The organism is Amycolatopsis sp. NBRC 101858 (genome assembly GCF_030269325.1).
Taxonomy (GTDB): Bacteria; Actinomycetota; Actinomycetes; order Mycobacteriales; family Pseudonocardiaceae; genus Amycolatopsis; species Amycolatopsis ponsaeliensis.
On record NZ_BSTD01000003.1, the window covers coordinates 797756 to 813414 of the forward strand.

The 15659-nt window shown below is 71.7% G+C and carries 17 protein-coding genes; 4 read left to right on the top strand and 13 right to left on the bottom strand.

What is annotated here, in order from left to right:
- Positions 1–62 precede the first annotated feature (62 nt).
- Positions 63–629 carry a carboxymuconolactone decarboxylase family protein gene (locus QSK39_RS26845; protein ID WP_285480585.1) on the bottom strand — a complete coding sequence of 189 codons (567 nt, stop codon included), beginning with the start codon at positions 627–629 and terminating at the stop codon, positions 63–65.
- 22 nt (positions 630–651) lie between these two features.
- A complete protein-coding gene (locus QSK39_RS26850; protein ID WP_285480586.1) occupies positions 652–2010 on the bottom strand; it encodes an MFS transporter in 1359 nt (452 codons plus the stop codon).
- Between the two features lie 24 nt (positions 2011–2034).
- On the opposite strand from QSK39_RS26850, the gene QSK39_RS26855 reads away from it, so the two are divergent.
- Complete coding sequence (locus QSK39_RS26855) at positions 2035–2484, top strand: MarR family winged helix-turn-helix transcriptional regulator (RefSeq protein WP_285480587.1); 450 nt, start codon at positions 2035–2037, stop codon at positions 2482–2484.
- Here the strand turns inward: QSK39_RS26855 and QSK39_RS26860 are convergent.
- A complete protein-coding gene (locus QSK39_RS26860) occupies positions 2481–3158 on the bottom strand; it encodes a carboxymuconolactone decarboxylase family protein (protein ID WP_285480588.1) in 678 nt (225 codons plus the stop codon). The two genes, QSK39_RS26855 and QSK39_RS26860, sit on opposite strands and share 4 nt — an antisense overlap.
- Positions 3159–3261: 103 nt before the next feature.
- On the opposite strand from QSK39_RS26860, the gene QSK39_RS26865 reads away from it, so the two are divergent.
- Complete coding sequence (locus QSK39_RS26865; protein WP_285480589.1) at positions 3262–3861, top strand: TetR/AcrR family transcriptional regulator; 600 nt, start codon at positions 3262–3264, stop codon at positions 3859–3861.
- A 38-nt stretch (positions 3862–3899) separates the two neighbouring features.
- Positions 3900–4244, top strand: a complete 345-nt coding sequence (locus QSK39_RS26870) for a VOC family protein (protein WP_285480590.1) — start codon at positions 3900–3902, stop codon at positions 4242–4244.
- Positions 4245–4335: 91 nt separating this feature from the next.
- On the opposite strand, the gene QSK39_RS26875 is transcribed toward QSK39_RS26870, so the two are convergent.
- A complete protein-coding gene (locus tag QSK39_RS26875; protein ID WP_285480591.1) occupies positions 4336–4875 on the bottom strand; it encodes a DinB family protein in 540 nt (179 codons plus the stop codon).
- Positions 4876–4924: 49 nt separating this feature from the next.
- Here QSK39_RS26875 and QSK39_RS26880 point away from each other — a divergent pair, with 49 nt between their 5' ends.
- Entirely contained in the window at positions 4925–5611 is a 687-nt protein-coding gene (locus tag QSK39_RS26880) for an alpha/beta fold hydrolase (protein ID WP_285480592.1), read from the top strand.
- Positions 5612–5621: 10 nt separating this feature from the next.
- Here QSK39_RS26880 and QSK39_RS26885 read toward each other — a convergent pair whose 3' ends face one another.
- The 9 genes from QSK39_RS26885 to QSK39_RS26925 all read right to left on the bottom strand — a co-directional run bounded on the left by QSK39_RS26885 (position 5622) and on the right by QSK39_RS26925 (position 15619).
- A complete protein-coding gene (locus QSK39_RS26885) occupies positions 5622–7433 on the bottom strand; it encodes a glycosyl transferase (RefSeq protein ID WP_285480593.1) in 1812 nt (603 codons plus the stop codon).
- A complete protein-coding gene (locus QSK39_RS26890; RefSeq protein ID WP_285480594.1) occupies positions 7430–8521 on the bottom strand; it encodes a serpin family protein in 1092 nt (363 codons plus the stop codon). Before QSK39_RS26890 ends, QSK39_RS26885 begins: the two co-directional genes overlap by 4 nt.
- A gap of 119 nt (positions 8522–8640) precedes the next feature.
- On the bottom strand, positions 8641–9915 hold the full coding sequence (locus QSK39_RS26895) for a deoxyguanosinetriphosphate triphosphohydrolase (RefSeq protein WP_285480595.1): 1275 nt from the start codon (positions 9913–9915) through the stop codon (positions 8641–8643).
- A 32-nt stretch (positions 9916–9947) separates the two neighbouring features.
- Positions 9948–10601, bottom strand: a complete 654-nt coding sequence (locus QSK39_RS26900; protein ID WP_285480596.1) for a YdcF family protein — start codon at positions 10599–10601, stop codon at positions 9948–9950.
- A gap of 32 nt (positions 10602–10633) precedes the next feature.
- On the bottom strand, positions 10634–11239 hold the full coding sequence (locus QSK39_RS26905; protein WP_285480597.1) for a response regulator transcription factor: 606 nt from the start codon (positions 11237–11239) through the stop codon (positions 10634–10636).
- Positions 11236–12438, bottom strand: coding sequence for a sensor histidine kinase (locus tag QSK39_RS26910; protein WP_285480598.1), 1203 nt, complete (start codon positions 12436–12438; stop codon positions 11236–11238). The genes QSK39_RS26905 and QSK39_RS26910 overlap by 4 nt, the downstream gene beginning before the upstream one ends.
- Positions 12439–12466: 28 nt before the next feature.
- The gene (locus QSK39_RS26915) at positions 12467–13207 is read right to left on the bottom strand and encodes an ABC transporter permease (RefSeq protein WP_285480599.1); all 741 of its coding nucleotides are present in this window, start codon (positions 13205–13207) and stop codon (positions 12467–12469) included.
- Positions 13204–14136 carry an ABC transporter ATP-binding protein gene (locus QSK39_RS26920; RefSeq protein ID WP_285480600.1) on the bottom strand — a complete coding sequence of 311 codons (933 nt, stop codon included), beginning with the start codon at positions 14134–14136 and terminating at the stop codon, positions 13204–13206. Before QSK39_RS26920 ends, QSK39_RS26915 begins: the two co-directional genes overlap by 4 nt.
- A 94-nt stretch (positions 14137–14230) precedes the next feature.
- Positions 14231–15619 carry a glycine--tRNA ligase gene (locus QSK39_RS26925; protein WP_285480601.1) on the bottom strand — a complete coding sequence of 463 codons (1389 nt, stop codon included), beginning with the start codon at positions 15617–15619 and terminating at the stop codon, positions 14231–14233.
- Between the last annotated feature and the right edge of the window lie 40 nt (positions 15620–15659).

Here is a 15659-nt window from a genome sequence, read left to right on the forward strand (position 1 = left end):
GGAACGGTCCCGCGGCGGGCCCCCGTCGCGCGTCCGCCCGGGGTCCGATTCCCGGGGTCCTACTACGGGAGCGGGACGCGGCAGGCGTCGCCGGAAGTGAAGCCCTGGTCGACGATGCCGAGCGCGCTGTTCATCCGGGCGCGCGAGTTCTCCAGCGCGATCTGGTAGGTCAGCTCGACGACGCCCGCGCGGCCGAACTCGCGCTCGAGCTCGGCGACCTGCTCGTCGGTCACGGTGACCTGCTCGCCGGACATCGCGTCGGCGTAGGCGATCGCGAGCCGTTCCTGGTCGCTGAACGCGGGCGAGGTCGCGTAGTCGTCGATCTTCTTCAGCCGTTCGATGTCCAGGCCGTCGTGCTTCTGCAGCATCGTGCCGAAGTCGACGCACCACGAGCAGCCGATCCGGGTCGCGACGCGGTAGACGGCGAGCTCGCGCACGTTCGCCGGCACCTTCTTCGACGCCCGCTCCACCATCAGCTCGTGCACGGCGTTGGCCCGCAGCAGGCCGGCGTGGTGCGCGGCGACGGCCATCGGCTCGGGCACCGCGCCGTAGCGCCGCCCGGCGATCCGGTAGACCAGCTTGAGGAACGGGCCGGCGTCGGACGTCTTCTTGGCGGGGATGCGAGGCATCTGCGTTCTCCTTCGTTCGCGGTCACGACGAGGACGAGACCGCGGCGGGAGACGTGACAGCGGGCGCGGTGAGCCAGGCCACCAGCATGATCGCGGCCGCGGCGCCGAACACGACGGTGAGGCCGGCGGTGGTGAGCCCGCCGGTCGTGGCCAGCGCGAGCCAGCCGAACACCGCCGCGCCGGCCAGCCCGCCGGCCTGCCGGGCGAAGGTCAGCGACCCCAGCGTGACGCCCATCAGCTCGCGCCGGGCGCGGGTCTGGCCCAGGACGGTGTATGCGGACGTGCAGACCGCGAAGGCCGCACCGATCGCGAACAGCCCCGGCGCGAGGAACCAGGGACTGCCGTCGAGGGCGGCCGCGACGGCGATCGCGCCGAGCCCGGCCGTGCCGAGCAGGCAGCCGGACCGGCCCCACGCCGTCATGTCCGGGCGTTTGCGGGCCAGTGCGGCGAAGGAGGCGGACAGCGCGAGTTGCCCGGCGGTCATCGCGACGAGCAGCAGACCGGTCCCCGCCGCGTTGGCTTTCAAGGCCGCGACCAGGGCGACGTAGGTGAACGTGCCGTAGAGCGCGGCGCCGGCCAGTCCGTTGACCAGCACCGCGCGCGCCAGGACGGCGTCCGCGAAGACCTTCGGCGAGATCAGCGGGCTCGGGGTGCGGCGCTGCCGGCGCACGAACAGGAATCCCGCGGCCACGGCGGTCCCGACCAGGATCGGCGTCCACAGTGGACTTCTTGCGAGTGCGTCGAAGGTGCCGAGCGCGACGACCGCGGAGCCCGCGACGGTGAGCAGCACACTGCTCCCGGCGTCGAACTTCTCCTTGGTACGACGGGGTTTCGCGGGCAGGCCGCGCAGGCCGAGCAGCAGCGCGGGCACGCACAGCGGGAGGTTGACCAGGAAGATCCAGCGCCAGCCCGGGCCGGCGGCGAGCAGCCCGCCCAGCGGCGGCCCGCCGAGGGTGGCGGCTGCGAAGACCGCCGTCTGCCAGCCCTGGCGGCGCAGCAGCTCGTCGCGCTCGAACAGCTCGCCGAGCGCGCTCATCGCCGTGACGATCAGGCCGCTCCCGCCCAGGCCCTGCAGTGCGCGGGCGGCGATCAGCGAGCCGAGGTCGGGCGCGGCGGCGCACCACGCCGACGCCGCGGCGAACACCAGGACCGAGCCGGCGAACGAGATCCGGCGGCCGTGGAGGTCGCCGAACCGGCCGTGCAGCGGCGTCGCGACGGTGAGCGTGAGCAGGCCGGCGGCGGTCACCGCGACGAGGCCCGTGCGGGCGTGCAGGTCTTCGCCGATCGAGGGCAGGGCCGCGGTGACGATCAGGCCGTCGAGCTGGGCCATGGCCATCCCGAGCAGGAGACCCGCGAAGGCGAGGTTCCGAGATGCGTGCATAAAGCACACGTTATAACGTGCCTTATGCACACATCAACCCCGGACGGCGGCCCTGCCCTCTTCCGGCTGGTCCGGCACTGGTCGCGCCAGTGGGCGCCGGACGTCGTCGAGCGGTTCGCCGAGGGCGCCCCGACGTGGACAGTGCCGAACCTCCTGGTCATCCAGGCCGTCGACGGTGCCACGGCGGCCGAGGTGACGGTCGCCGACGTGGCCCACCAGCTGGGCATCGACCGCTCGGTGGCCAGCCGGATGGTCGCCGAAGCCGGCCGAGACGGCTTCGTGAAACGCTCGACGTCCGCCCGGGACGCGCGCCGGGCAGTCCTGACGCTCACCGACGCGGCGAAGGAGTTCCTCGCGGCTTCGCAGGCCCACCAGCGTCAGGCGTTCGAGGCACTCGTGGGCCACTGGCCCCGCGAGGACCGTGAACGCTTCGCGGGCTACCTGAGCCGGCTTGCCGACGAAGTCCTCGGCTAACCCAGGATTTCGTTCAGGACTTCCCAAGCCCGCCAGGCGCGCGTGACGCCGAACTGGGCGGTGAACCGCAAGGCCGCGCGTACGTCTTCGGGCGCCGCGCCGCCCCTCAGCGCGCGTCCGACGTGGATGCGGAACGTGTCTTCCAGGGTCTGGTAGTGGACGTCGACGCTGAGGCTGACCAGGCCGCGCTCGCGTTCGCTGAGCGTGCCGGGTCCGTGTCCGGCGCGCATCGCCGACTGCAGGTCGAAGTACCCGGCGAAGTGCGGGTCCAGCTCGGTCAGCCGCGCCCGCACTTCGTCCGGCAACGGGCTGGGGCCGTCCAGCACCGGCTCGGGGCCCGCCCGTTCCGGGTCGATGCCGAGCTCCGCTTCGAGCTCGGCGATCCGCTCGATGCCCGCGGTCGCGGCGTGGTAGCCGCAGTCGTAGGAGACGAACCGCAGCAGCTCGCGAATGTCCGAAGTGGACACTCCGGCGGCCAGGCCGGCCCGGACGTGCGCGGTGAACGCCAGGCCCAGGCTCGCCTGGCAGACGTCGGCCGTGACGCAGAGGAACGTCTTCTCGCGGTCGGTCAGCTCCGGGATCGCCCGGACGTGCTTCGCGGTGGCGCCGACCATCCGGGCGAACGCCGGGTCGAGCGCGGCCAGCCTGCCGAGGCTGGTTTCGGTCGTGGTCAAGAGCGTGCTCCCTCAGTGTGGTGAACATTCGTAGCGCTACAGCTGTAGTGCAAATGACGCTACACCTGTAGCGCAATGGGTGTCCAGCTACACTGGGCCGACCATGACCGAGAACCGCCGCCGCCCCAACGCCCGAGGCCAGGGCGAACTGCTGCGCGAAGAGATCGTCACGGCCGCCGTGCGGATGCTCGACGAGCTCGCCGACGACGAAGCGCTGTCGCTGCGGGCCGTCGCGCGCGAGGTGTCGATCGCGGCGACGTCGGTCTACCTGCACTTCCCGGACCGCGACGCGCTCGTGCTGGCCGCGATGCAGCGCTGCCACGAAGAGCTCGTCGGCGCCGGGGACGCCGCGGCCGCCGAAGCCCCCGATCCGGCGGCCGCGCTGCGCGCCCGGATCCTGACGCAGGCGGCGTGGGCGCGCGAGCACCCCGGGCTCTACAAGGTGCTGCACGAGAGCAAGGTCCACCGGCGGCTCGGCATGCCGTTCAAGGAGGTCATGGTCGCGCGCACGATCGACGCGGTCCAGGCCTGCATGGACGCGGGCCTGGCGCCCGCCGACGACGCCACGACCGTCGCCATCGACCTGCGGACCGCCGTCAACGGCATGCTGGCGCAGCGGATCAACGAACCCGACCTGCCGTGGCCGCCGGCCGTCGAGCAGGTCGACCGGTTCCTCGTGAAGCTGGTCGGCCTGCGGCGCTGACTTGTGATCACAGCGGGAACCGGCTTGGGTGGGCGGGTATGAGCCTCCAGACGGTGGTCCCGCGGATGGTGGTGCGCGACCTCGTCGCCGCCGTGGCGTTCCTGCGGTCGGTGTTCGGCGCGACCGGCGAGGTCGAAAGCGGGCGCCCCGCCGAGATCCGCATCGGCGACTCGCTGGTGATGGTGTCGGCCGAAGGCGAGCGCGAGCTGTTCCCGGCGTTCCTCTACGTGTACGTGGCCGACGCGGACGCGACGTACCGCCGGGCGCTGGACTGCGGCGCGACCAGCCTCGAGCCACCGGCGAACACGCCCTACGGCGACCGCCGCGCGATGGTCCGCGACCCGTTCGGCAACGTCTTCCAGATCGCCCACCGCCGCGGCTGACCGCGATCCCGCGGTTCGGCCATGGCCGGCTCGATGACCCGGCTGACGCGCACCAGCCGGGGCGCGCGGTGCCGGAGCTCGGCGAGCAGGTTCACTCGCCCGTGCTGCCGTCGATCGACTCGCGGATGAGGTCGGCGTGGCCGTTGTGGCGGCAGTACTCCTCGACCATGTGCACCAGGATCCAGCGCAGGCTCGGCGAAGTGCCGTCCCGCCGCGTGTGCTTGGCCGCCTGGGAAAGGTCGCCGTTCGTCACCGCCTCCGCGTACAGCTCCCGAGACCGCGCCACCGCCCCCTGCCAAAGTTCGCGAAGCTGCTCCGGAGTGTCTTCCGCAGCGGAATCCCAGTCCCAGTCCGGGTTTTCACGCCAGTCGACGGTGTTCCACGGCTCCGCGGGCTCGCGGTCGAACAGGACGCAGGAGAACCAGTAGTCCTCCACGTACGCGAGGTGCTTGAGCAGCCCGCCCAGCGTCAAGGTGGACGGCGGGTGCGTCGCGCGCAGGGCCGCCTCGGCCAGCCCGGCGCACTTCCACGCCAGGGTGTCGCGGTGGAAGTCGAGGAAGCCGAGCAGGATCGCGGCTTCGTCGCCGTCGACGGGCGGCTCGGTCCGCCCCTGGTCGTCCACTGAGGTCACGGACGCCGACTGTACCGAAATTGTCGGACCCCTCCACTAGGTTTCCGGCATGGCTGAATTCGTACTGGTGGCAGGCGCTTGGCTCGGTTCGTGGGCGTGGGACGACGTGGTCCCGGGGTTGCGCGAAGCGGGCCACGGCGCCCACGCGGTGACGTTGTCCGGCGTCGCCGAAAAACGCGACGTGCCGGCCGGGCAGCAGCGGCACGTGCAGGACATCGTCGACGTCGTCTCGCAGGGCGACCTGCGGGACGTCGTGGTGGTCGGGCACAGCTACTCCGGCATCCCGGTCGGGCAGGCGGCCGAGCGGATCGGCGACCGGCTGAACCGCGCGGTGTTCGTCGATTCGAACGTGCCTGCCGACGGGGAGTCCTTCACCGCCGTCTGGTCCGAGGCACAGGTCGCGGCCCTCACCGAGCGCGGCTTCTGGCCGCCGCTGACCGCGGAAGACTATGCGGGCCAAGGACTTTCGGACGCCGAGATCGCCCGGATCGTCGAGGGCTCGACCCCGCACCCGGCCGCGTCGCTCACCGAACCCGCGGTGCTCACACGCCCGCTGGGCGAAATCCCGGCGACCTACGTCAAGTGCCTGCTCGACGGTGACACGCCCAGCCCGGACGTCGTCAAGCTGCTGGAAAGCGACCGCTGGCAGCTGGTGGAGCTGGACACCGGGCACTGGCCGATGTTCTCGCGGCCGAAGGAGCTGACCACGATCCTGCTGGAGGCGGCCCAGGGCTGACCGTCGCCGGTCACGGCGTCAGGGCGCGCACGTCCCAGACCCACACCCCGCCGACGAACTCCGCCGGTTTGCGCAGCAGGAGCTCCACAGTGGACTTCAGCGCTTCCTGGTTCTGGCGGGGGCCGACCACCAGCACGTCCGCGTTCCAGGCGCGCAGGTCGGTCAGCGCCTGGGTGCGGTCGGCTTCGGTGACGTCCGCGGCCTGGCCCGTCTTCTCCACTTCGGCGAACAGATCCGAGGTCGGCAGGGGCACGGCGCCGTAGCGGCCGCGGCGGTCGTCCGGTGAGGTCGGGCCGACGAAGTAGCCCTCGGGCATCGGGTAGCCGAGGCCCGCGTCGACCTGCCAGTGCAGCGGCTCGGCCTCGCCGGTGCTGGGCAGCGGCACCGGCACGAGCGAGCCGCCGGGGGCGATGTACTGGCGCCAGATCCCGTCGGCGAAGAAAGGAGGCGAGAGCGGGCGTTCGTGCGTCACCAGCTCCGTCGGCGCGATCGGCAGCAGCACCGCCACCACCGCGCCGATCCAGATCATGCGCAGCGGGAACGCGGGCTTGCCGTCGAGGGGCTCCGGCTGCTCGGCCGCCGCCGTCCAGACGCGGTGCGTCGCGATCGCCAGGAGCCCGCCGACCACCGGGATGCAGCCCATCGCGAGCCGGGATTCGAGCAGCGAGTCCAGCAGCGGCAGCTGCCCCAGCCACTTCCACGGGCCGGGGACGCCGGTGTCGTCGTGCGCCACGGTGATCTCGATGCCGAGCGAAAGCACGGCCATCACGTACATCGTGATCGCGAGCGCGCGCGAAACGACGTCACGCCACAGCCAGATCGTGAGCACGACCATGAGCACGATCAGCGGCCAGCCGAAGAACGCGTTCTCCTCGGTGCGGTTCATCGACACGTCCGCCGCCGCCTCGGGCGCGCCGGCGATCGACTGCGTCGCGAAGCGCGTGAACGCCGCCGTGTCGTTGCCCGCCGAACCGTGCAGCAGCGAGTGGAAGCTCTGCGGGCCGAAGAACTGCCAGTACAGCGGGAACCCGGCGATCAGCAGCGCGACGACCGCGCCGATGCCGATCCCCTTGCCCAGCGGCGCCAGCATGCCGCGGATCTCCGCGCGGTGCGGGATCAGGTACGCGACGGCGAACACCACGAACGTGATGGCGAAGATCATCAGCGGCTCTTCGCCCAGCAGGATCTGCCACGCGACGAGCAGCCCGAGCACGATCCCGTTGCGCACCGGGCGTTCGCCGTGCGCGAGCTGGATCGTCTTGAGCGCGATGAACGGCAGCACGAACAGCACGACGAAGTTCGGGTGCGCGTTGCCGTGCGAGATCATCGGCGGGGCGAAGCCGCAGAACGCGCCGCCGATCGCGGCCGCGGTGCGGTTCGGCACCAGGTGGCGGGAGAACACCCAGTACCAGCCGGTCGCGGTGCCGGCGAGCCCGGCGGTGAGCACGATCGCCCACGTCAGCGTCGCGCCGAAGGTCAGCGTGATCGGCGCGAGCGGGATGTTGAGGCCGAACATCGCCGCGTTGGCCGCCATGTTGACGCCGAGCGGGTAGTTCTGGAGGTCCGTGGTGAACGGGTTCTGGAAGTGCAGGACGGCCTTCGCGACGACCGTCGAATACCACTCCCACTGGCTCTGGTCGGCCGCGCCGTTCCAGAGGTAACCGCGCTTGAGGTCGAACCAGAGCCCGTTGTAGAGCAGGATCGTGAAGAGCAGGAACCCGCCGGTGATCGCGGAGTCCTGCCACGCCCAGCGCTTCGGGCCTTCGGGTGGTTCGGGAGCGGGCGGGACGAGATCGGGGACGGCTTCGGACTTCAAGCTCACGGTTCGACCACCCTGGCGAGGAAGTGGAGAGCTCCGGTGCCGGCGTGCCGGACCAGCAGCAGGAACGGCCGGTCGACCGTGACGGTGACCGGGTCGTCGATGATCATCGAGGTGAGGCGCATGGTCAGCGCGGTCGCCGCGGCCCCCTCGAAGCCCTGTTCGTCCACCCGCAGCACGGCCTGGTGCAGCACCTCGGACACGGTCAGCCGCGGGTCCGGGGAGAGCCCGCTCAGGTCGGCCCGGCCGGTGAACATCGTGGTGACGCCGAGGCCGCGCAGCACGCCGGTGAGCGTGCTGGGGATGTCCAGCGAGATCTTCGGCAGCGCGAGCTCGACCGGCTTGAAGGCGATGGCGTCGAGCAGGCTGGTGAGCGTCGGCTGGTCGAGGGCCGCTTCGGCGTCGGCGAGGTCGCCGTCGGGCAGCAGCACCACGGCCTGCAGGCCGCCCGCCGCGACCAGCTGCACGGCCTGCCAGCCGGCGGCGTGCGCGTAGCCGACGCGTTCGCTGAGCCACATGGTCGGGACGTCCCGGGTGCCCGAGGGCGCGTGGAACGGCGCGTCACCGGTGTTCGCCTCGCGGAAGGGCAGCTTCCACGCGGCTTTGAGGTAGAGGGCGTTGACCAGCACGGCGGCCACGTCCGAGTCGATCGAGCCGGGCGGCAGCAGCTGCGGGATGAGGCCGCGCGTGGTGCGCCCGACATCCTCGTTGATCAGGGCGCGCGCGGCTTCGGGCTCCTTCTCGAAGGGAGCGCTCGCGACGGCAGCACCCGGCCACCCGGCCAGCTCGGCCTTGAAGGAGTCTTCGAGCGGCAGCCGGTCGTCGGCCCACAACGTGTTCGAGACGGCCAGCTCGGCTTGCTCGCCCCGGGACTCTTCGACGAGCTGCACGGCTTCCCGCAGCAGGGCGGCCTGCTCCCCGGGATCGCCGAGCAGGGCGACGAGCTCCTCGCGGGTCTCCCCCCGGGCGGCCAGTGCGGCCAGGGTCAGGGCGCTGGCCACCGAATACGGCGAGAAACAGGAGTTCCCGCCCTCGGCACCGAGGGCCGCGTGGACGGCGAGGGCGAACCGGAGGTGGCTGTCCGTGGCCATGCGGGCGAGACTACCGGAACGGTTCACCCTGCCGGGCGGCCACGCGGAACTCCGCCCACGGGTGACAAATCCCCCATGCGGCGGACACCGCCGAATGCCAGCGAACCGGGCCCGGCCCGTCAGCGGTGGTGGCGGGTCACGTGCCAGGAGTACCACGTGTGGGCCTGCGCGTCGGTGAGGGAAGCGACCTGGTCGATCACCACCCGCAGCAACCCCGCGTCGTCGCGGGCCGCCTTCCAGGCGGGGACGAACAGCGGGTCCAGGGACTCCGGGGCCCGGCGGGCCAGCGCGTGAACGAGCTCCACCAGCAGCTCGCGCTGGCCCTCCTGCATCGCCAGCCGGCGGCGGTCGCTCATCACGTACCGCAGCGCCAGCGCCTTCAGCAGCGCCACCTCCGCGGCCACCTGCTCGGGGACGCACAGCCGCGCCCGGTAACGCCCCAGCGGCCCCTCGCCGAACTCCGCGCGGGTGCCCGTGACCGCCGCCGTCGTGAAGCGGCCGACCAGCTCGCTCGTCAGCCGCTTCAACGCCACCTGCGCGCCCGGGGAACCGTCCGGCTCCGCCGACGTCAGCGCCGCCACCACCGGCAGCGCCAGCAGCTCCGCCGCCGCATCCTCCAAAGTGGACACCGACTGCGCCGAGAAGTGCTTGGCCGCGGCCTCGGCGACGGCCGCGCGCTCGTCCGGGTGGGCCAGCACGCGCAGCTTGATCCGGCCGGCCAGCACCCCGTCTTCGACGTCGTGCACCGAATACGCGACGTCGTCCGCCCAGTCCATGATCTGGGCTTCCAAACACGTCTGCTCGTCCGGCGCCCCGGACCGGACCCAGGAGAACACCGGGACGTCGTCGGCGTACACGCCGTACTTCACCTGCCCCGGCTTGCGCGGCCACGGGTACTTCGTGGTCGCGTCCAGGCACGCGCGGGTCAGGTTGAGCCCCACCGGGTCACCCTCGGCGGAAATCAGCTTCGGCTCCAGCCGGGTGAGGATGCGCAACGTCTGCGCGTTGCCCTCGAAGCCGCCGCACGCGGTGGCCACCTCGTCGAGCGCGCGCTCGCCGTTGTGCCCGAACGGCGGGTGCCCGATGTCGTGCGCCAGCCCCGCGGTGTCGACGAGGTCCGGGTCGGCGCCCAGCTCCTCGGCGATGCCCCGCCCGATCTGCGCGACCTCCAGCGAATGCGTCAGCCGGGTGCGCGGGACGCCGGTGACCTCGGCGCCCTCCCCCGGCCCGACCACCTGGGTCTTGCCGGCGAGCCGCCGCAGCGCCGCCGAGTGCAGCACGCGGGCCCGGTCGCGGGAGAACGCGCTGCGCCCGTCCGCGCGCGTGCCGGGCAGCGCCGCGCCCTTGGCCGGTTCCGGCAGCAGGCGGGCGGTGTCGTGCTCGGTGTAGTCCACCCGACCAGCCTAAACGCGGCCACCGACAGTTCTCAGCCCAGGAACGTGGCGAAGAGATCGTCGGCCGGGGTCTTCGTCAGCCGGTAGTACAGCAGCGCGCCGGTCTCGCGGACGATGTAGCGCACCTGGGTGACGCGCTCCTGCACGATCGGCCCGCTGTGCGTCGGCGCGGTCCAGGCGTCCAGCCCCAGGTCGTCGGCCATGGTCCGGGCCCGGAACGAGTGCCACGGGTCGCTGACCAGCACGGCCGTGTGCCAGCCGCGCCCCTGGACCTCGTCCGCGACCGCCCGGAGGCTGCGCAGCGTGTCGCTGCCCTCGCCGACGGCCAGCGTCGCGGCGGACGGCACGCCGTGGCGGGTCAGCCACAGCTGGCCGGCCCGGGCCTCGGTGAAGTTGTCCTCGGCCTTCTTGCCGCCCGCGGTGACGATCGTCTTCGCGACGCCCGAGTCGTAGAGCTGCTTCGCCTTGACCAGCCTGGCCGCGTAGATGTCCGACGGCTTGCCGTTGTACTGCGCCGCCCCCAGCACCACGATGACGTCGGCGGGGGTCCGGTCGTTCACGCGCGCGACCTGCCAGACGCGGAACGCCGTGCCGCCGACGAGCGCGAGCAGCATGAGGACCGTGCCGAAGGCGATCCGGCGCGCCCAGCTCGCGAGCGTCGGTTTGGTGCGTTCAGCGGTACCCACCCGGCCCATCTTGTCAGAAGGCCGGTGGCCGCTCAGAGCCAGCCGCGCTCCTCCGAGACCCGCACCGCTTCGGCCCGCGTCCGCGCGCCGGTCTTGCCGATCGCGGCCGACAGGTGGTTGCGGACGGTCCCTTCCGACAGGTGCAGGGCCCGCGCGACGTCGGCGACCGTGCTGCCGTCCTTGGCTTCCCGCAGCACATCCCGCTCCCGTACGGTCAGCGGGCTGGCCCCGGTGGCCAGCGACTCGGCGGCCAGCGCCGGGTCCACCACCCGGAGTCCACTGTGGACTCGCCGGACGGCCTCGACGAGCTGCTCGGGCGGGGCGTCCTTGACGACGAACCCGGCCGCGCCCGCCGCCATCGCGCGCGCCAGGTAGCCGGGCCTGCCGAACGTCGTGCAGATGATCACCCGGCACGACGGGAGCGCCGCTCGCAGGTCGGCCGCCGCCTCGAGCCCGTCCTTGCCCGGCATCTGCACGTCGAGCAGGGCGACGTCGGGCTTGACCTCACGCGCGGCGGCCACCACCTCGTCACCGGAACCGACCTGCCCGACCACCTCGATGTCCGATTCCAGGCCCAGCACGGTGGCCAGCGCCCCGCGCACCATGGCCTGGTCGTCGGCCAGCAACACCCGGATCAAGCGAGTCCTCCCGCGGGTTCGGCGCGCACGGCCGGGGCGGCCGCGCGGGGTTCCGGCAGCGGGATCTCCGCCCGCACCAGCAATCCTCCCCCGGGCCGGGCCGACGCGCGCAGGGTGCCCCCGGCCGCGGCCAGCCGCTCGGTCAGCCCGCGCAGGCCGTTGCCCGGCACGACCTCGGTGGCCCGCCCGTCGTCCTCGACCTCCAGCCAGGTGTCCCCCAGCTTCACCTTGACCAGCTTCGCGCCGGAGTGCCGCAGCACGTTCGTCACGGCCTCGCGCAGCACGTACCCGAAGACGCTCTGGAACTCCGGGCGCACGTTGTCGACCGCGTGCGGCAGGTCGGCGTCGATCTCCGCGGCCCGCAACGCGGCCCGGGCGCCGACGATCTCGGCCGACAACGACACCTCGCGGTACTCCGACACGGTGGCGCGGACGTCGGACAGCGCGCTGCGCGTGAGGCCCTCGACCTCGCGGATCTCCTCGACCGCGCGCGGGATGTCGCCGGCGCTCTCCAGCACCCGCCGGGCCAGCCCCGCCTTGACGGTGATCGTGGTGAGGCTGTGCCCGAGCAGGTCGTGCAGGTCACGGGCGACGCGCTCGCGTTCGTTCGCCACCGCGAGCGTGGCGATCTCCTCGTTGGCCAGCTGCAGCCGCCGGACCGCCCGGACCAGGCTGGACATGAAGAACATCGCCAGCGTCACCGACCCGACGGTGACCAGGTCACCCCAGTTGTCCGCGAACCGGCCGTCCAGCAGCAGGATCCCGGCCCCGATCAGCAGCGCCGCGCCGTCGAGGAGCACCACCCACGCCAGCGGCAGCAGGAACACCAGCGCGGCGGTGCCGTAGAGCATGACGAACGGGTTGGCGTGCGTCGCGCCGACCACGGCGAGGCCCAGTGCGAGCATCCAGATGCTGTAGGCGAACCGGAACGGGCGGCCGCGGTCGAACGCCAGCGGGAACAGCGCGTACGAGATCGCGACGGCGTAGACGAGCACCCACAGCGCCACCACCTCCGGCGTCACCGGGTCCCGGGCCAGCAGCGACTTCGTCACCGGGATGAGATACGGCAGGGTAAACACGACCGACAGGATCGGCCACCGGAGCTTGTCCGGCCCGCTGCGGCCCCGGTTGGGCGGCGGGTCCTCCCACCACGTTTCGTGGTGGCCCAGCCCGTACTGCTGCGCTTCGTCCTTGGCCATCGCCGTTCCCATTCCCCGTCCCCGGCCCTCAGACCCGGGCGCTGTCCTTACGGTAACGCCTGATCACCAGCGCCCCCAGCACGACCGTCCACCCCGCGAGCACCGCCACCGCGTTCGGCAGCGACACGACCATGTCGGTGGTCACCGCGGGCCGGGCCAGCTGCAGCACCCAGTACGTCGGCATGATCTGCGCGAGGTCGTGCATCCAGGACGGCATGGTCTCGATCGGGATCCACAGCCCGCCCAGGAAGCCCATGCCGAGGGTGACGAGCATGTTGATCGGCTGCATCGACTCGGGCGTGCCGAACTGCCCGATCAGCAGGCCGAGCAGCACGAGCGGGATCGTGCCGAGGAAGATCCCGGCGAAGATCCGGATCCAGCCCGAGGCGTCGAGGTGCACGCCCTCGACGGTGACGGCCAGCAGCGGCACGAGGATCAGCGCGGGCAGGCCGACGAGCATGCCCGAAATGCCCTTCCCGGCCAGGTAGCCCGTGCCGGTCAGCGGGGTCAGCCGCAGCTGCCGCTGCCAGCCGAGCGCCCGCTCGATCGCGAGCCGGGCGCCACTGGTGTTGGCCGCGGCGAACGTGCCGAAGGTCATCATGTTGATCATGACCACGGCGGTGAACAGCGCGTGGTCGGGCGCGTCCGCCTTCACGAAGACGTTGGCCTGCAACAGGAACATCAGCACCGGGAACGCGATGACGAAGATCAGGAACCGCGGCGCCCGGAAGTTCCGGCGGATCTCGGTGAACAGGTAGGCGGCGTTCATCGCACGGACTCCGGGGTCTCGTCGGCGGTCAGGGAGAGGAAGGCGCCTTCGAGGCCGACGGCGCTGATTTCGACGTCGTGCACGGCGGGCACCGCGGCTTTGAGCGCCCACAGCGTCGCGTCGGAGTCGCCGGTGGAGATCGCGACGCGGTCACCGCGCAGCTCGAACTCCTTGACGCCGGGCAGCGCCGCGATCACGGCTTCTGCGGCGCCGGGGACGGCGGCCCGCAGCGTGCGGCCGCCGGCGAGCGCGCGCACCTCGGCGACCGACCCGTCGGCGACGACGCGGCCACGCCGCATCAGCACGACGCGGTCGGCGAACTCCTCGGCTTCTTCGAGGTAGTGCGTGGCGAACACGACCGTGCGGCCGGACTCGGTGAACGAGTACATCGACTGCCAGAACTCGCGGCGGGTCCCGACGTCCATCGCGGCCGTCGGCTCGTCGAGGATCAGCAGGTCGGGGTTGCTGACCAGGGCGACGGCAAAGCGCACGCGCTGCTTCTGCCCACCGGAGAGCTTGTTCGCGCGGCGGCCGGCCAGCTCGTCGACCCCGGCGGCGCGCAGGGCCTCGGCCACCGGCATCGGCCGGCGGTGCAGGGCCGCGACCATGCCGACGGTCTCCCCGACGGTCAGGTCGTCCATCAGGGCGCCGCCCTGCAGCATCGCGCCGATCAGGCCGGCGCGGACCGCGTCGATCGGCTTGCGGCCGAAGACGCGCACGTCACCCGCGTCCGGCGTGGTCAGGCCGAGGATCATGTCGACGGTGGTGGACTTGCCGGCGCCGTTGGGGCCGAGCAGGGCGACCACCTCGCCCGGGGCGATCGTCAGGTCGACGCCGTCGACCGCGTGGACTTCGCCGTAGTGCTTGCGCAGGCCGGTGAGGTGGACCGCGGCCCCCGCCGCCACCGCCTGGATGTCGTTTTCTCGCATGCCCCCAGGCTGCCGCCCGGGAGGCCCGGGTCCCCGGATCGTGCGTCACGTTCTGACCGTGACAGGTGTCAGGGGTACCCGGGCAGCGGGTGGTTCAGCAGCCGATCAGACGGCCGGCCAGGTAGGACTCCAGCTTGTCGATCGCGACGCGTTCCTGCGCCATGCTGTCGCGGTCGCGGACCGTGACGGCGTCGTCCTCGAGGCTGTCGAAGTCGACCGTCACGCAGTACGGCGTGCCGATCTCCTCCTGGCGGCGGTAGCGCTTGCCGATCGACCCGGCGTCGTCGAAGTCGATGTTCCAGTGCTTGCGCAGCAGGTCGGCGACGGCCTTCGCCTTCGGGGTCAGGTCGGCGTTGCGCGAGAGCGGCAGCACCGCGGCCTTGAACGGCGAGAGCCGCGGGTCGAGCTTCAGCACCACGCGGGTGTCGGTGCCGCCCTTGGCGTTCGGCACCTCTTCCTCGTGGTAGGCGTCGACCATGAAGGCCATCATCGACCGGCCGACACCCGCCGCCGGCTCGATGACGAACGGCCGGTACCGCTGGCCCGAGGCCTGGTCGAAGAACGACAGGTCCTGGCCCGAGTGGTTCGAGTGCGTGGTCAGGTCGAAGTCGGTGCGGTTGGCGATGCCTTCGAGCTCACCCCACTCCTGCCCGGCGTTGAACGCGAACCGGTACTCGATGTCGACGGTGCGCTTCGCGTAGTGCGAGAGCTTTTCCTTCGGGTGCTCGAAGTGGCGCAGGTTCTCGGCCTTGATGCCGAGGTCGGTGTACCACTTCGTGCGCTCGTCGATCCAGTACTGGTGCCAGGTCTCGTCCTCGCCCGGCTCGACGAAGAACTCCATCTCCATCTGCTCGAACTCGCGCGTCCGGAAGATGAAGTTGCCCGGCGTGATCTCGTTGCGGAACGACTTGCCGATCTGGCCGATGCCGAACGGCGGCTTCTTCCGCGTCGTCGTCTGGACGTTCGAGAAGTTGACGAAGATGCCCTGCGCCGTCTCCGGGCGGAGGTAGTGCAGGCCCTCTTCGGACTCCACCGGGCCGAGGTAGGTCTTCAGCATCATGTTGAAGTCCCGCGGCGCCGTGTACTTGCCACGGGTGCCGCAGTTCGGGCACGGCACGTCGGACAGGTCGTCCTCGGAGGTCTCCTTGCCGCTGCGCGCCGAGTACTCCTCGGCGAGCTGGTCGGCGCGGAACCGCTTGTGGCACGAGAGGCACTCGATCAGCGGGTCGGTGAACACGTTGACGTGCCCCGAAGCCACCCACACCTGCCGCGGCAGGATCACCGAGGAGTCGAGGCCGACGACGTCGTCGCGGCCCTGGACCACGGTCTTCCACCACTGGCGCTTGATGTTGTCCTTGAGCTCGACCCCGAGCGGCCCGTAGTCCCACGCCGAGCGGGTACCGCCGTAGATCTCTCCGCTGGGGAAGACGAAACCACGGCGCTTGCACAGGCTGACTACGGTATCGATGGTGTTCGTGGGCACTCCACGCTCCGGAAGCATGCGGGGACGGTTATCGGACTAG

Excerpts from the sequence above, each read along its gene's own strand:
- QSK39_RS26845 (WP_285480585.1), bottom strand. The coding sequence starts at position 629 with ATGCCTCGCATCCCCGCCAAGAAGACGTCCGACGCCGGCCCGTTCCTC.
- QSK39_RS26850 (WP_285480586.1), bottom strand. The coding sequence starts at position 2,010 with ATGCACGCATCTCGGAACCTCGCCTTCGCGGGTCTCCTGCTCGGGATG.
- QSK39_RS26855 (WP_285480587.1), top strand. The coding sequence starts at position 2,035 with ATGCACACATCAACCCCGGACGGCGGCCCTGCCCTCTTCCGGCTGGTC.
- QSK39_RS26865 (WP_285480589.1), top strand. The coding sequence starts at position 3,262 with ATGACCGAGAACCGCCGCCGCCCCAACGCCCGAGGCCAGGGCGAACTG.
- QSK39_RS26870 (WP_285480590.1), top strand. The coding sequence starts at position 3,900 with ATGAGCCTCCAGACGGTGGTCCCGCGGATGGTGGTGCGCGACCTCGTC.
- QSK39_RS26880 (WP_285480592.1), top strand. The coding sequence starts at position 4,925 with ATGGCTGAATTCGTACTGGTGGCAGGCGCTTGGCTCGGTTCGTGGGCG.
- QSK39_RS26890 (WP_285480594.1), bottom strand. The coding sequence starts at position 8,521 with ATGGCCACGGACAGCCACCTCCGGTTCGCCCTCGCCGTCCACGCGGCC.
- QSK39_RS26910 (WP_285480598.1), bottom strand. The coding sequence starts at position 12,438 with ATGGCCAAGGACGAAGCGCAGCAGTACGGGCTGGGCCACCACGAAACG.
- QSK39_RS26915 (WP_285480599.1), bottom strand. The coding sequence starts at position 13,207 with ATGAACGCCGCCTACCTGTTCACCGAGATCCGCCGGAACTTCCGGGCG.
- QSK39_RS26920 (WP_285480600.1), bottom strand. The coding sequence starts at position 14,136 with ATGCGAGAAAACGACATCCAGGCGGTGGCGGCGGGGGCCGCGGTCCAC.